The sequence below is a fragment of the Paenibacillus sp. J22R67 genome, assembly GCF_059692175.1.
Map to the genome: position 1 here is coordinate 808,323 of NZ_JCAUAX010000003.1, position 14,772 is coordinate 823,094.

Genomic DNA, 14,772 nt, shown 5'->3' on the forward strand with positions numbered 1-14,772 from the left:
GTTTAATTTGTTTTTATTGAGAATTAAGCGACTGCCATCGGGATGGCAGTCACCTACTCTTATCAATTTCCATTAACAAAATAAAATTTAATCTTTGCAGCTTACCAAGGTAGTTCAGTATCCAAATGAATGAATTTACCTGTTGGGCCATCTGCAGGCAAAGTAGCGAGCCGCACGCTTGTCCTAGCGCCATCTGTCACATCTGTGTCAGCGTATTTGCCGCCTAGCTCTGTTTTAACCCAACCCGGGTGGGCAGAATTCACTTTAATTGGCGTCTCCCTCAGTTCATGCGCAAGTTGGATGGTAAAGGAATTCACTGCTGCCTTCGAAGCGTTGTAAGCTAGTAGTTTTAAATCGTAAATAGGTGAAACTGGATCTGCTTGGAGCGTAAGAGAACCAAGTATACTTGATAAATTTACAATTCTGGCGGCAGGCGCTTTGCGAAGCAACGGAAGAAGAAGCTGTGTAAGCTCAACCTGTGCGAAGAAGTTGGCGTCGAACGTTTGGCGCAGAACCTCCGAAGAAATAGCGGTTGTATTGTTCATTGGAGCAAGATGCTCGATCTCGAGCTGAACACCTGCGTTATTAATGAGCATGTCGAGTTTCCCATAGTGCTGATCAAAGTAAGCATAAGCTCCCCGGCGGTCCTCTGTACTCGTAATATCTAGCGTTAGAACATCTGCTTGAATCCCTTCGGAGATAAGCTCTCCCTTCACTTCTTCACCTTTTATCCGATTACGAGTTCCGATGACCACTATTGCGCCAAGTCTTCCCAGTTCGCGCGCTGTCTCTAGGCCAATCCCACGGTTACCTCCCGTGATAAAAGCCACTTTGCCTTCAAGATATTTATCGTTTGTTGTCATTATCATTCTCCTCCTTGTTGTTTCGTGCAAGAACATCATAATACGATTATTCATAATGAGGCAGTACCGCGTTTATGGTGCAATTACGGATGCTACAACTCCTGAACCTAGTACTAGTACTACCACTCTAATGATCAGGATTCTGAGTTGAATCAGTCAAAGGTTGCTTTTTGCCGCAGAAAGAGGAAAATAGTAAAAAGACAACGACTCAGGAGGAATCAAGTCATGAGTGAAGATATGCGCCGCAAGGAACTTGCTGATTTTCTAAAAAACCGCCGTCAAAGATTAGCTCCAGAAGCGGTCGGCTTACCCGCACCAAGCGGTGTCCGTCGCCGCTCCAGAGGGCTACGCCGTGAAGAGGTGGCTACGCTTGCCGGAATTTCACTGCATTGGTATACCGCGCTGGAGCAAGGCCGAGATATTCGGGTGTCTGACAGCGTCCTGGAAAGCTTGGCACGAACCCTTCAGTTGCAGCAGGATGAACGGGTACATTTATATATGCTGGCCAACCGTAACGTGCCGCTGGAGACTTCGACAGAAGCTTCCCCGTCTCTGCAATCAGACCCCGAATTGGATCTAATCGTAAACCAATTCGGTCAAATTCCCGTTTACGCGATAGATGGGCAATGGAATCTGATGACTTGGAATAAGGCGGCAGAAGAATTGTTTGGCGGATTTCGTCATTCCTGCAAAAAGAGTGGAAAGAAAAATTTTATTTGGCTGCTATTTACTGATCCAGAATTACGGGGCAGATTTGTGGACTGGGAGACATCGGCCGCCAAGCTAGTCGCTGCATTTCGAACAGCTTATGCCCGACGAATGGAAAATCCCTGCGTGAGCTCGATCGTCGAAGATTTGGGAAATGCCAGCGCGGAATTTACGGAGATGTGGAAACGTCACGATGTCAGGTGTCTGCGCGAAAATCTATTTCCTCTAACTCACCCGACCGTAAGCGAAATTAATTTGCTGTCTAACGCCTTTTATGCTGCTGAGAGAGAGGATGTCACACTGGTCGTTTACACACCCGCGACTGCGATTGACGCAGAACGGCTGAATAAGCTTCAGGAGAAGATTGAAGTCCATGGTACCGTGCAGTAGGGCACATATTTGTCATTGATAAGGTGAGTATTTGTATGAAGTTATTCGAAAACCACAAACTATACTCTTCATACCATGCTCTTTCTTGTATTCAATTTGCACTGTCAAATAAACTAGGTTAACTCCTTTAATCGTAAGTGGTACCTGATCCCTACCATAGCTTTTTTACTTTGTGAATTTTCATTTATATCCCATTGTTCACCATGGCGAATGAAGATAAAATTACGTCATTATAATCCATCCATATATCCATTTTTTGCGTAGTTTATACGCCACTTTACTCCGCACTGCCTTAAGCGTGGTAAGTGAGATGATCAATGCAATTGCTCTTATACCGAACGTACCGTCAAATAGAGTGATACAAAAATGCGGGTTTATTTATCAAGGTGTTATCGAATTAGATAACGAGTATTACAAGCTTGTTAAAGCGAGTGGGCTAAGGGGTAGCTCGTTAAGCTAAAGAGAACTATATAGCTTAATACAACACGACGGCAGCTGGCTTGATGGTCAGTTGCCGTTCTTCGTTGAAGTAGAGGGCAGATTAGTGAAGCCTGTTTGTAAAAAAATGTTATAAAATGGAAACCATTAACTTGTTCCCTTCGTCTTATTTTAAAGAACTAAATGTTGGGAGTGATGAGTTTTGAAAAAGTTTGTTTTAGGTCTAATTTGCGGAATTGGTTTAACAGCGACAACTGCTGTATATGCCTCAGACACAATTCAAGCGTACTTGTTTCCTGCAAAATTTGAATTTAATGGTGTGACCAAAGAAGTGGATAATAAGGAATATGTAGTATTGAATCACCAAGGTCATGCATATGTACCAATTCGTTTCGTAGCTGAAAATATGGGTGCTCTCGTTAAATACGAAGATGAAACGAAAACCATTTTAATCGAAGACACTAATTTAAGTGAAAAGTTGACGTTAGATAAAGAATTTCTTACATTTGCTTCCGAAGGTAAAATCAAAGGTATTGAGTTCGGAATAGGGGCAAATAAAAATGACGTTATTCAAAACTGGGGAGAACCACATCAAATTGGTTCCTGGCAAACCCAATTTTATAGATGGCATAGTTACTATTTCTTTTTTTGGAAACCTGATGAAAATGCTGGAGCAATTAGAGTTAGCGGAAATGTGATACCATATCGTTTAAATGAAGTTAGAGATATTATCGGGAAACCACTCTCAGAAGGTGAAGATGTTGACGGCGGATGGGGTTATGTGTATCAAGCTGGTGAATATCAGGTTTTCTTTATTGCTGATTCAAAAGAGGGGCAAATAAGTTATTTAACATTAAAGAAGAAATAGATGAATTGGATGGAATATAAGGGTTCGGAAGTACCATCACCAACACACCTTGATTGCGATCCAGCATTAAACTAACGAAGGAACTATAGTTCAATCCCGCATGACGGCAGCCGCACACTATTGGCTACCTTTGTCCGTTGTGATAACAAAAGAAGTTTGTTTAATAAGATTATCAATGAGCAGGTGCCACGGCATCCTGCTTTTTTTATCGAAGTTTAAGATCTAATAAAAAGATGTGGAGACCTCATAATACAAGAGCCTGGATAACATAGTTGGTATTAAGATTAAAATAAGAAAAAAATATTAAGCGAGTTTCTCTTTTTTGGAAAAAATAGCTAAGTTATTATATGTATGGAAGGTTAAAGTTGAGAGAGATTTATAAAAAAAGCAACAAACTGGGAGGCTATTCTCAATGACTGAACGTATCATTTTAATATCGTTGCTTACGTTGATTATCCATTCAGCTGAAACACTCTCATACGCTGTGAGAATGGCGGGAATTCGATCAGGAAAGTTAGCAATTGCACTTTCTTTAACGGGTATGATTGTTCTTATTTCGAGAACGTCAAATATTGCTCAGGGAACGATGACCGGCAAAGTCGTTGATTTTGCAAAGATGCATTTAGAGTTTAACCTAGTTGGGAATTTTAGGCTTATATTAACTGCTGCTTCCCTTGGTACTCTATTTGCAATTGCATTATTTCCTACTTTTGTAGCATTATCTGGACGTATGGTAGCACATCTGGTGAAAGCTGGATCAGTCCCGAAAATGATTCAAAACGCACTCCGAGTTGACGTCATTCAACATTCTTTCTATCACTTTCGATTGCCGAAGTGGGAGATGGTTCAGCGTCTCCGTGCAGGTGGTCTCCCAAAACGTTTAATGATTATCAATTGTTTTGTGACTGCTATTTATACCGTAGGTGTATTGGCAGCTTTATATGCAACATTTTTGCCTGGGCAATATAGCATTGGGGCCTCTCAAGCCTCGGGATTAATAAACGGAGTGGCTACTATTTTATTGACTTTACTGATTGATCCGCAAGTTGCATTACTGACAGATAAAGCTTTGAGTAAAAAAGCAAAGTTATCATCAATTAATAAAGTTTTTGGTGCTCTTATGTTCTCAAGATTTTGTGGTACGTTATTAGCACAAGTAATATTTATACCTGCAGCATATTGGATAAAAACTATTGTCCCGTACTTATAGAACTTGTAGTGAGGCTAATTGTTGGCCGAGCACTTAAATTTACATATTAATGTATTTGAAGATCTTAGAGAAGGTCATTTTTTTTTTCATCTAATATTATTGAAAATGCAGAGTTAATGTCTAGTATTAGAGAGAGCTTTAATGACCTTGATCATACCTTGCCGGGTGGAGAGTCTAATGCTGATTGTCAGAAAAGAGCAATCTCAGTTCTAAAACCCATAATAAAAGAGCACAGAGGGAAGAAAATAGCAATCGGGACTCATGGTCTTGTAATGACTTTGATGATGAATTATTTTGATCCAGCTATTGGTTTGGATTTTTTGAACCAATTAAAGAAACCAGATATCTATAAAATGCAATTCGAGGAATTCGGAATTACGCTAACGAAAAACTATATCTCAATCACTACATGACGGCAGCCGGCACATGAATCGGCTGCCGTTGTTCATTGAACGGGAGGATAATGCGAAAAGGGAAAATATAAAGATAAAGCGAATAAAGATCCTTGATTAGTATTGTAAGTAATCGAATCTGTGAGGTGTGGAGTTTGGTTAACTGTCCTTATTGCAAAATTTCCAATGATAACAGTCATGAAGTCATAATCAGCAATGACTCTTGCATTTATACTTTGCTCAAAGAACAAGAGATTAAAGGGGCTGGAATTATTGTCCCAAAAGTACATAGGGAAACAGTTTTTGACTTAACTCAAGATGAATGGAATGCGACATATCAATTATTGCACGAAGTTAAGTTGTATTTGGATCGAAATTACAAACCCGATGGCTATAATGTCGGATGGAATTGTGGTCACGTAGGGGGGCAACATGTTTTTCATTCTCATCTACATGTGATTCCTAGATATGCGAATGAGAAAATGGCGGGAAAAGGAATTCGGTACTTGTTTAAAAATAATCAATAAATAGACTAAGCTAAGAACGCTAGTTTAACGAAAATCGGGAGATATCGGCAAACTTTATATTTTGAATTTTGGAGGTAAAGCATTGATAAAGGGATTAATTATTGAGGGTTTACCTACAGTAGGAAAAACATCCCTATTAAAAGCTTTAAAGAGAATACATAGTGATTCAACTAATGTAGCAAGAACGATGATAGCTATTAGTGAACACTATTTGCAAATTTTGTATTCTGATCATGGCGTCCTTCGGACCTTGGAACAAAATGAACATATTAGACTCTTATCGTATCATGTTGATTATCTCGAGCATCTTAATAATTGGATAAGCCCTCTCGGCCATACGAAAGAAGCCCATGGCATATTTTTTATTTTCGAGCGATTCCATCTAGGACACCGTGCTGCATTTGCAGATCATAAAGAAATTGAGATATTAGAACAACGTTTATTAAACTTGAATGCACATTGTGTATTCTTAACTTTGTCTCCGGATATCGTTGAATCAAGGTATGTTGAAAGTCGCGGCGAAGAATGGAAATCATTTGTTATGCAATATCATTCCGCAACAAGCGAAGCAGAGGCATGTAACAGTTTTTTAGAGAGTCAAGAAAAGTTGCGTAATTGTGCAAGAAAGTCGCGGATCCCAACTTTGGAAATAAACACGGATCATGTAGACTGGGACTTTTATGCAAAGAGAATTTTAGAATCGTTAAGTTAGTAGGTAATGTTAAGATCATTCGGCAATGGGGATTAAACAAACGTAGGAAAATTAGCTTAATAAAAACACCAAGAAGGCAGTCGACATCAAGCGGCTGCCTTTTCACCGAGGGACGGGTTGATTTGTTAAACTCTGGAACATAAATATCACCGCGTACGTTCAGATTATGGAGGTGATTTGAATTTTAAATTTTATAAAAATTGTGATGATAGCAGCAGTCGTATTTACGTTGTTGGGATGTCAAGGGAAATTAAGTACGGAACCTACTGGGCAAGGGTATATCTTTGAAGTAAGTGACAGCGGAGTATTAGTTCTGGATAATATTCAAGACACCGATTTGGGTAAAAAATGGCGAGATATATCAGGGAGCTATTCAGGAAACGCTATTTGGCTAAACACTTCTACCTCAAAACATTCAGTAGGACAAAAAGTAAGATATTGGGTCGATGGTGGAATTAATGAATCTTTTCCAGCACAGGCGAGTGCCAAAAAGATAGAATTAATTAATGATTGAACTATTGGAAAACGATAGCAGAATAATAAAGTCGGGCTGCCGATATACTAGGAGACCTATTCAAGTAACGGGAGGATAGTTCAAGTACTTCAGAATAAATCAGGCATGGAGAATTTGCGAAGTTCGCAGATCGGACTTTAGCTAAAACATTCGAAAGGACGATATAGATGAGCATCTCGACAACTTATATAAACTCAATAGCATATATAAAAGCAATAATTCATAAAGAAGATAATAGTCCTATTGTTGAAGTATCAGATGAAGACTTCATTGCTAATGTTACTTTAATGGATAACTTACTAATAAGCTTCGTATGTGATTCCGATCAAGATGAACATTTTACTTATATTCAGAACAGAGCGGTGATAGATGAAGGCATTTCAATCGAAGATTTGAAGAGAATTGGTATTTCAAATTTGAACGAACGAATAAATAATCAAGAACTAAAATTATATGACCTTAATAATGGTTGTTTTTCATTAGTGCTTGATGGAAATTTTGAAGCAAGTTTAATATTAGTTGAAGACTTGTGGAATGACTTGCTGACTCAATATATTAATAACAAGTATATTGTTGCCATACCATCTAGAGATGTTCTTGTTTTTTGTGATTCACAAGATTTGAATGCGATTAATGAACTCTATAAAGTAATTGAAAGAGTCTGGGAGAGCGGTGATCATCTGATTATCAATAATTTAATAGAAAGAGTTAACAACACTTGGGAACGATTTGTAAGCAATTCAGAGTAGTGGGATGTATCAGCTATCAACATATTCACGCTTCGAGTTATTAGTCCCTCAGCCCACCCGAGGGATTTCGGGGAAGATGCCATTCCGCTAACGGATACTTTAGTTCAGCAATTTGGGAAATCGCGCTTTAAAGTTCCCATGTGGGCCATGCTCCTGCAATAGGAAGTCACTATTTTAGGTATGTGGAATGCTTGTGCTGGAAATAGTTACCCACAAGGTACATGAAAACGGCCTACACAATATAGTGTGTAGGCCGGTAATTTATCTAAGCCCGCTCATCTTTCTCTCCCAATATTCTTTACAAAGGGCGATCAATTCTTTCGCTGCTTGATTCAGATAGCTGTCTTTTTTATAGCTGGCGGCAATTTCCCACACCGGATGCTGACGTAGAGAGAAATAGGAGACATTCGACCAGGAGCTGGCATAACTGATTGGAAGGACTGAACAACAAATGCCCTCGGCGACCAGTTCGAACAAAGTTTGACAGCTTCGCGTTTCCAATAATATTGGAGGTGAAATATCATCTTCGGCCAAGAGATCGTCATAAATTTCCCGTAATGTGGAGCCTTTCCGCATGACGGCGAATGAATCCTCTACAAAGTGGTTAAGGCTGATTTCAGGAAGTGGTTCCCCGAGGCGGCCTCCTAAATGCGCGAGTGGGTGGGAGCTGGGAATACACAAGATCATCTCCTCAGAACAGATCGGAATATAGGCATCTTTCGTTTTCTGAGTCTGCTGAAGCGTGACAAAGCCGATATCCAGATTACCTTGAGATATGGCATATTGCTGCTCTTTGACGGTCATTTCAAGGGGCTCGATCTTGACTTTGGGATATTTATTATAAAAACCCGGATAAATGGCTGCAAACATGTCGGTACCTCTTTCAGGAGTTAAACCGATCTTTAGTGTTCCTTCTTTGATCTCAAGCAGGTCATTGATTTTGTTGTAGGTCTCTTTCTTGATCAGCAGGATACTTTTGGCGTTTTCAACATAGATGGCCCCTGCCTGAGTCAGATGCCAATTATTTCTGGAGCGAACGAAGAGCTGCGTACCCAGCTCATTCTCAAGCTTCAGGAGCTGCTGATTGAGAGCGGATTGCGTAATGAATAGTTTTTCCGCAGCCCTGGTAATGTTGTTGTCTTCGGCAATTTGAATGATGTATTCCAACTGCTTCAACTCCATATACAGTCGCTCCTCAACTCTTAAATTAATTTAGGGAAAACGTATTTTAATCACTTTTACTTTTCGATAATTCTAGATTACTATAAGTTCAATTCAGGAACAAGTGCTTATGAGAGGGGACTATCCATGTGACTGTTCAACGTGTTGAAAGTGAAAAGCCGCTGTATATTCAGGTAAATCCGAAGGATAATATGGCGATTGTTGCCAATGCTGGCGGACTGCCGGAAGGAACGGTATTTCCCTGCGGCCTTAAGCTCCTGCAAAATGTTCCACAGGGTCATAAGGTGGCACTTGCTGATTTAAATCCAGATGAGGCGATTATCCGTTATGGAGAGATAATCGGGTATGCGATGAGAGGGATAGCGAGGGGGAGCCAGATCGATGAATCATTGGTGAGAATGCCGACACCGCCTCAATTGTTAGAGCTCTCAATAGCAAGCAACTTACAACAAACCATTCCTCCGTTGGAAGGCTATACGTTCGAGGGGTACTTGAATGAGGACGGAAGTGTTGGAAGTAAAAATATTTTAGGCATTACGACCAGTGTGCAATGCGTAGCCGGCGTGTTGAACTTCGCAGTGAAGAAAATTAAAGAAGAGCTCCTTCCTCGATTTCCGAACGTCGAAGACGTGATCGCACTAACCCATACCTACGGCTGCGGGGTGGCGATTAACGCGCCTGACGCCATTATTCCGATACGCACAATTCAGAATCTCGCGCAAAATCCGAACTTCGGCGGGGAGCTCATGGTCGTCGGACTGGGGTGTGAAAAGCTGCTTCCCGAACGGATCGTCCCTGGAGGCGCCACCGATCAGATCGTAACCCTGCAGGAGAGCCACGGGTTTATGCCAATGGTCAGATCGATTATGGCGATGGCGGAGAAGCGCCTTGACAGATTGAACAGCCGGAAACGCATGACTTGTCCTGCATCGGCGCTAGTAGTTGGTTTGCAATGCGGGGGAAGCGATGCATTCTCGGGAGTTACAGCGAATCCGGCTGTCGGATACGCTGCTGATTTGCTGGTACGTGCCGGAGCTACGGTGTTGTTCTCCGAAGTTACGGAGGTCAGGGATGCCATTCACTTATTAACACCTCGTGCAGTGAATGAGGATGTTGGGCGAGCTTTAATCCGTGAGATGGATTGGTATGATGATTACCTGCATCGTGGCAGCGCGGATCGCAGCGCGAATACGACACCTGGGAATAAAAGAGGCGGCTTAGTCAACATCGTCGAGAAGTCGCTCGGATCTATCGTCAAATCGGGTACGAGTCCGATTGCCGGTGTCCTATCTCCTGGTGAAAGAGCAACCCAGAAGGGGCTGCTGTTCGCAGCGACGCCTGCCAGCGATTTTGTATGCGGTACGTTGCAACTAGCTTCCGGCATCAATGTACAGGTGTTTACAACTGGAAGAGGCACGCCTTACGGATTGGCTGCCGCTCCGGTCATCAAAGTATCGACGAGAAATGCGTTAGCAGAGCAATGGCATGATCTGATAGATCTAAACGCGGGAACCATTGCGACGGGGGATGCGACGATTGAAGAAGTGGGCTGGGAGCTGTTCCATCTCATTTTGGATGTTGCGAGCGGGAACAAGCGAACTTGGGCAGACCATTGGGGGCTGCACAATGACCTCGCTTTATTTAACCCTGCACCCGTCACCTGATCGAAATTTGAAAGAGGAGGAGTGAAGTCATGGATACAGGTTGGATTCGCCGGGTTATACCGCCAATCGTTACTCCGGGGATGCGGAAGAATGTGTTGAGGAGCAAGGCTTGCGCCGGGTTGTAGAGCGTTGTATATAATTTAAAGGCATCTTAGAAAAAATATTCAAAAAAACACGAGCCAAACTGGCATCGTGTTTTTTTGTGCAGAATCGATCATTTTGCGACAAATCATCTTACAATATCCACTAGAAACGACAAATCATAATACAGAAAGTGTCAAAACCTAAATACGAAAACATCATTCTTACTGCTCGGAAAACGACAAAACAAGGTACAATTCACAATTTATGCAATGTTTATAACCTTATGCTTGTAGATCAATGCCCACAGTGCGGACACTTGATTAGTATGGCAACTTTTATAAATCGAAGGTGCGAGATATGTTCGTTCAATTACAAGGACAGGGAGTCGGCTATTAACGACAACTTAATTCTTATGAAGTCTCAGCTGCAATTAATAAATTGTGTATGGGATAATGAACGTTATGTATACCGAATTGTAATTTTGGCCAGTATTTTAGACTAGCAAATAGTAGTTATCACTTACTTATTGATGGAATTGATTATACCGCGATGACGACTGAAAAATTATCGTTTTTTTATAATCGTTCCAAGGGTGAAAAGAGTGGAATAAAGCTAGCAAATGCACTAGCAAATGTTTATTGGATGTATTTAGATTTCCCAAGAAATTTTTATATTGTATTGGGGGATTTCTTAAATTGTAACGAAGGAAAGCAACGGTATGAACGTCTGAAGAACTTTGAAATGATTTTTGATGATCAAGAATTTACTTGGGTTCAGAAAGCCTATAATGCCTATTTTCTTGAACAAATTGATGAAGGATACGTACGGAAAGATTTCTCTGTGTTTAAAAAGAACCCGGATTTACTAGCGGATAGATGTAAAGTTCGAAGGTAGGAAGTAAGGCAAGTAACAGGTATTGCCTATGAAAAACTTCATGAATTAAGTGATTATAATGAGCTGCATATTGAAAAGAAATATTTACATTCTCGCGTACACTCTAATTTTAGGATAGCTTTCTTGATTCGTCTTGTTCCTTGGAGATGTGGAAGTGAATGGTGCCGTTACTCGAAGAAAGGATCAGGCTTAATAACTTGTCCCCATTCCATTGCGACATCAGTTGAGACTGCATATGAAAATTTATTATCATAAGTCGTTTTTTCGTAGGAACGTGAACTCGCGAATCGAGTTAAACAAACCTCTTCATTACGGTAACCTCTGTGAGGCTTACCCATATAAAATCCTTTAACGTGCAGGTCTGTGGGCCTTTCAACTATAATGAATTGCATTTCCAATTATGGGGATACTTAACTTTGATCAATTTACATCAACAGGGGTATTCATTATCTTGGAAGCCGGTACAACCACCGTTAGGTAACGAAAAATTTGCATAATTCCTTATGATAAATTGACGGCACGTGGGATACCGGCTATATTCTTTCTCTATTTTTTTGTACTGTCAGCTCAACTGCTATGCGATGTCGGAGATTTTACTGTTCGTTCAGGACTTGGGACGATTGCCCGGTCTGTTTTATTTTTACACGCCCGTTCGTATCCATTCTGACCTGCCATTCCACTAAAATTCGTAAAGATCTCCTTCGCCTATTTCATGCCAATTGGCTTTATCATTCCGCTGTTTCTATTGAGGATCGCAGAAGGGGGACCAACATGAACTTCTTTAGAAAAATACTTTCGGAGCAACTAGGAGGACAAGGCACTCAAGCTGCTGGTCAAACGGATAAACCACAAGCCAGGATGCCTGTATCAACTAACTTATCGCAGAATGTATCCAAAATGAAAGAGATGACCGGCCATAGTCCTGACCTTGTCATTAAAGAGTTCCTCATTGCAGACGGCTCAATCCGAATGGCTGTTGCGTTCACGGAAGGGTTGGTAGATAAGCAAGTATTAGATGAGTCCATACTGGGGCCTTTGATGACGGGAACACGACGTTCAGCTGAATTAGGTGTAGAGCTGTTGGGGCATCCTGACCCCATGTGCTTGTTAAAGGAGACCGTACTGACGGTTGAAAGAGTATCCGAAACGGCTGATTACGAAACGCTTCTGCTGGCAGTCCTATCAGGGGATAGTGTCATTTTCATGGAAAACACGAGTCGAGCTATCATCGCCTCTACGGGAGGTGGGGAACATCGTGGCGTTGAAGAACCGTCTGCGCAATCGCTGATCCGGGGTCCTCGCGAGGGTTTTACGGAATCACTTACAACGAACACGGCCATGATCCGGCGTAAAATCAAGGATTACAGACTATGGATGGAGTCCAGGGAGATCGGCAGCGTAACTCGCACACGGGTTACGGTCATGTATTTGAAAGGTGTAGCAGATGACAGTGTGGTTGCCGAATTGCGTAGGCGCCTAGATAGAATTGATATCAATGGGATCTTGGAGAGCGGCTACATTGAAGAATATATCCAGGATGAGACCTGGACGCCTTTTCCAACCGTTGCAAATTCCGAACGTCCGGATAGCATTGCTTCCGGTTTACTGGAGGGACGCGTAGCAATTCTGGTGGATGGCACGCCGTTTGTTCTCATGGTCCCTGCACTTTTCGTGCAATATTTCCAATCGGCCGAGGATTACTACCAACGTTGGGATATTAGCACGTTAATCAGGCTGATTCGGTACCTATGCTTCTTTATTGCATTAAGCGGGCCCTCACTCTATGTGGCGATTACCACATTTCATCAAGAAATGATTCCGACCAACTTGCTGATCAGTTTGGTGTCCCAGCGTGAGGGTGTGCCGTTTCCAGCCTTTTTCGAGGCAGTAATGATGGAGGTTACCTTTGAAATTTTAAGGGAGGCCGGCATTCGGATGCCGAGGGCAGTAGGTTCAGCTATTTCAATTGTTGGTACGTTAGTTATCGGGCAAGCTGCTGTGGAGGCGGGAATTGTTTCGGCAGCCATGGTAATTGTCGTATCGATCACGGCAATGGCCAGTTTTGTATTTCCAGCCTACAATATGTCCATCTCGATCCGGATTCTTCGCTTCCCTTTGATGGTACTAGGAGGGACGTTCGGATTATTCGGCATTATCGTTGGTTTCATTACAATCGTTCTTCATCTATGCCACTTGAAATCATTCGGTGTCCCTTATATGAGTTCTCTTGCACCGTTTCATCTACCTGAGCAGAAGGATACGCTCTTCAGACTACCACGATGGATGAAGGGTGCCCGCCCCTATCTGATCAGCCGCAACCAACGTACAAGCAGATAAGCTCAGTAAATTAGAAGAACCTTTTAATGAGGGAGGAGGTTTCGTGATAAGAAAATTAGCCGGCATCTTGCTGTCGACCTTGCTGTTGATGCTTGTAAGCGGCTGTTGGAATAGTAGGGAGCTGAACAGTATTGCTTTGGCAGTGGCGCTAGGGATTGATAAAGTTGGGGATCAGTATATGGTATCCGCACAAATTGTTGTACCGAGTAATGTAGCAAGCACTGGCAAATCGGAAGGCATGGCGGTAACCATGTTTAAATCGGAAGGGAAGTCGGTTTTCGAAGCATTGAGGCGAATGACGACAACAGCACCGCGGAAAATCTATCTAGCCCATTTGCGTGTAGTGGTTTTGGGAGAGGGTTTGGCTCGCGAAGGAATAGCCTCCTCATTGGATTTCCTAAGTCGCGATCACGAGCCAAGGTTCGATTACTTCATCGTCGTTGCCAAACACTTGTCCGCAGAGGATGTCCTTAAGGTGATAACACCGCTCGAAAAGGTTCCAGCCAGCCGAATGTTTTTGTCTTTACTTACCTCTGAGCGTGTATGGGCGCCAACTCGAGTGGTTACACTCGATGAGGTTATTCTGGACCTTGTCACAGAGGGGAGAAGTCCTGTATTGACCACGATTGAGGTGACGAAACCTGAGGAGATTGAAAGCAAAGCAAATACGGAGCAAATTGATCCGCCCACGAAATTAAAGTATTCGGGATTGGCTTATTTCAAAAAAGATAAACTGGCCGGTTGGTTGAACGAGAATGACAGCAAAGCGTATAACTATTTGATTGATAACGTGAATAATACAGTTGGAGTCGTAAGTTGTCCGGGAGGCGGACAGATGTCGCTAGAGATTATTCGTTCAAAAACCGAATTAAAGGGGAACATCGTGAGCGGAAAACCGTTGATTGAAGCGAGTATTCATAGCGAAGCGAATGTGGGCACTGTAGAGTGCCAAATTGATTTATTGGATGCAGGAACGATGGATAAGCTTGAGAAATCGATTAACGAGCAAGTGGAAGATTTAATTCAAACTTCTGTCCACAAGGTACAGAAGCAGATTAAGTATGATATCTACGGATTCGGTAGTCTGATTCATCGTGATGATCCGAAGGGGTGGAAAGTGATTAAAGATCATTGGGAAAATGCCTTTGTAGATCTTGAAGTGAATGTCAAGGTAGATTTGAAAATAAGACGTTTGGGGACAGTAGGAAACTCTTTCTTAAATGACATTAAGGAGTAAATC

14 protein-coding genes are annotated in these 14,772 nt (G+C 42.0%); 12 read left to right on the forward strand and 2 right to left on the reverse strand.

Translation table 11 applies throughout. From position 1 onward, the window contains the following. Positions 1-101 precede the first annotated feature (101 nt). Positions 102-863, reverse strand: a complete 762-nt coding sequence (locus AC58VC_RS15615; protein WP_497369643.1) for an SDR family oxidoreductase — start codon at positions 861-863, stop codon at positions 102-104. Positions 864-1,088: 225 nt separating this feature from the next. Between AC58VC_RS15615 and AC58VC_RS15620 the strand changes: the two genes are divergently transcribed. The 8 genes from AC58VC_RS15620 to AC58VC_RS15655 all read left to right on the forward strand — a co-directional run bounded on the left by AC58VC_RS15620 (position 1,089) and on the right by AC58VC_RS15655 (position 7,371). Next, complete coding sequence (locus AC58VC_RS15620) at positions 1,089-1,961, forward strand: helix-turn-helix transcriptional regulator (protein WP_497369644.1); 873 nt, start codon at positions 1,089-1,091, stop codon at positions 1,959-1,961. A gap of 640 nt (positions 1,962-2,601) precedes the next feature. Further along, positions 2,602-3,267, forward strand: a complete 666-nt coding sequence (locus tag AC58VC_RS15625; protein WP_497369645.1) for a DUF4309 domain-containing protein — start codon at positions 2,602-2,604, stop codon at positions 3,265-3,267. 412 nt (positions 3,268-3,679) lie between these two features. Then, positions 3,680-4,477: a lipid II flippase Amj family protein gene (locus AC58VC_RS15630; protein WP_497369646.1), complete on the forward strand. Its 798-nt coding sequence runs from the start codon at positions 3,680-3,682 to the stop codon at positions 4,475-4,477. Positions 4,478-4,593: 116 nt separating this feature from the next. Continuing rightward, positions 4,594-4,890, forward strand: a complete 297-nt coding sequence (locus AC58VC_RS15635; RefSeq protein WP_497369647.1) for a histidine phosphatase family protein — start codon at positions 4,594-4,596, stop codon at positions 4,888-4,890. A gap of 134 nt (positions 4,891-5,024) precedes the next feature. After that, positions 5,025-5,396: an HIT family protein gene (locus AC58VC_RS15640; RefSeq protein WP_497369817.1), complete on the forward strand. Its 372-nt coding sequence runs from the start codon at positions 5,025-5,027 to the stop codon at positions 5,394-5,396. 82 nt (positions 5,397-5,478) lie between these two features. Next, positions 5,479-6,108 carry a DEAD/DEAH box helicase family protein gene (locus AC58VC_RS15645; RefSeq protein ID WP_497369648.1) on the forward strand — a complete coding sequence of 210 codons (630 nt, stop codon included), beginning with the start codon at positions 5,479-5,481 and terminating at the stop codon, positions 6,106-6,108. Positions 6,109-6,313: 205 nt separating this feature from the next. Beyond that, complete coding sequence (locus AC58VC_RS15650) at positions 6,314-6,622, forward strand: YobA family protein (protein ID WP_497369649.1); 309 nt, start codon at positions 6,314-6,316, stop codon at positions 6,620-6,622. Between the two features lie 167 nt (positions 6,623-6,789). Next, the gene (locus AC58VC_RS15655; RefSeq protein WP_497369650.1) at positions 6,790-7,371 is read left to right on the forward strand and encodes a DUF1444 domain-containing protein; all 582 of its coding nucleotides are present in this window, start codon (positions 6,790-6,792) and stop codon (positions 7,369-7,371) included. Between the two features lie 261 nt (positions 7,372-7,632). Here the strand turns inward: AC58VC_RS15655 and AC58VC_RS15660 are convergent, their stop codons facing one another. Continuing rightward, positions 7,633-8,553, reverse strand: coding sequence for a LysR family transcriptional regulator (locus AC58VC_RS15660; RefSeq protein WP_497369651.1), 921 nt, complete (start codon positions 8,551-8,553; stop codon positions 7,633-7,635). A gap of 128 nt (positions 8,554-8,681) precedes the next feature. Between AC58VC_RS15660 and garD the strand changes: the two genes are divergently transcribed. From garD to AC58VC_RS15680, 4 genes are all read left to right on the forward strand, one after another. Further along, positions 8,682-10,217, forward strand: coding sequence for a galactarate dehydratase (gene garD / locus AC58VC_RS15665; RefSeq protein ID WP_497369652.1), 1,536 nt, complete (start codon positions 8,682-8,684; stop codon positions 10,215-10,217). Between the two features lie 633 nt (positions 10,218-10,850). Next, positions 10,851-11,195, forward strand: a complete 345-nt coding sequence (locus tag AC58VC_RS15670; protein ID WP_497369653.1) for a hypothetical protein — start codon at positions 10,851-10,853, stop codon at positions 11,193-11,195. Positions 11,196-11,966: 771 nt separating this feature from the next. Then, positions 11,967-13,532, forward strand: a complete 1,566-nt coding sequence (locus tag AC58VC_RS15675) for a spore germination protein (protein WP_497369654.1) — start codon at positions 11,967-11,969, stop codon at positions 13,530-13,532. Positions 13,533-13,575: 43 nt separating this feature from the next. Beyond that, positions 13,576-14,769 carry a Ger(x)C family spore germination protein gene (locus AC58VC_RS15680; protein WP_497369655.1) on the forward strand — a complete coding sequence of 398 codons (1,194 nt, stop codon included), beginning with the start codon at positions 13,576-13,578 and terminating at the stop codon, positions 14,767-14,769. Positions 14,770-14,772: the final 3 nt, after the last annotated feature.

Coding starts and splice junctions, on each gene's coding strand:
- AC58VC_RS15615 (WP_497369643.1), bottom strand. CDS start 863: ATGACAACAAACGATAAATATCTTGAAGGCAAAGTGGCTTTTATCACG.
- AC58VC_RS15620 (WP_497369644.1), top strand. CDS start 1,089: ATGAGTGAAGATATGCGCCGCAAGGAACTTGCTGATTTTCTAAAAAAC.
- AC58VC_RS15630 (WP_497369646.1), top strand. CDS start 3,680: ATGACTGAACGTATCATTTTAATATCGTTGCTTACGTTGATTATCCAT.
- AC58VC_RS15635 (WP_497369647.1), top strand. CDS start 4,594: ATGTCTAGTATTAGAGAGAGCTTTAATGACCTTGATCATACCTTGCCG.
- AC58VC_RS15650 (WP_497369649.1), top strand. CDS start 6,314: ATGATAGCAGCAGTCGTATTTACGTTGTTGGGATGTCAAGGGAAATTA.
- AC58VC_RS15655 (WP_497369650.1), top strand. CDS start 6,790: ATGAGCATCTCGACAACTTATATAAACTCAATAGCATATATAAAAGCA.
- AC58VC_RS15660 (WP_497369651.1), bottom strand. CDS start 8,553: ATGGAGTTGAAGCAGTTGGAATACATCATTCAAATTGCCGAAGACAAC.
- AC58VC_RS15670 (WP_497369653.1), top strand. CDS start 10,851: ATGACGACTGAAAAATTATCGTTTTTTTATAATCGTTCCAAGGGTGAA.
- AC58VC_RS15675 (WP_497369654.1), top strand. CDS start 11,967: ATGAACTTCTTTAGAAAAATACTTTCGGAGCAACTAGGAGGACAAGGC.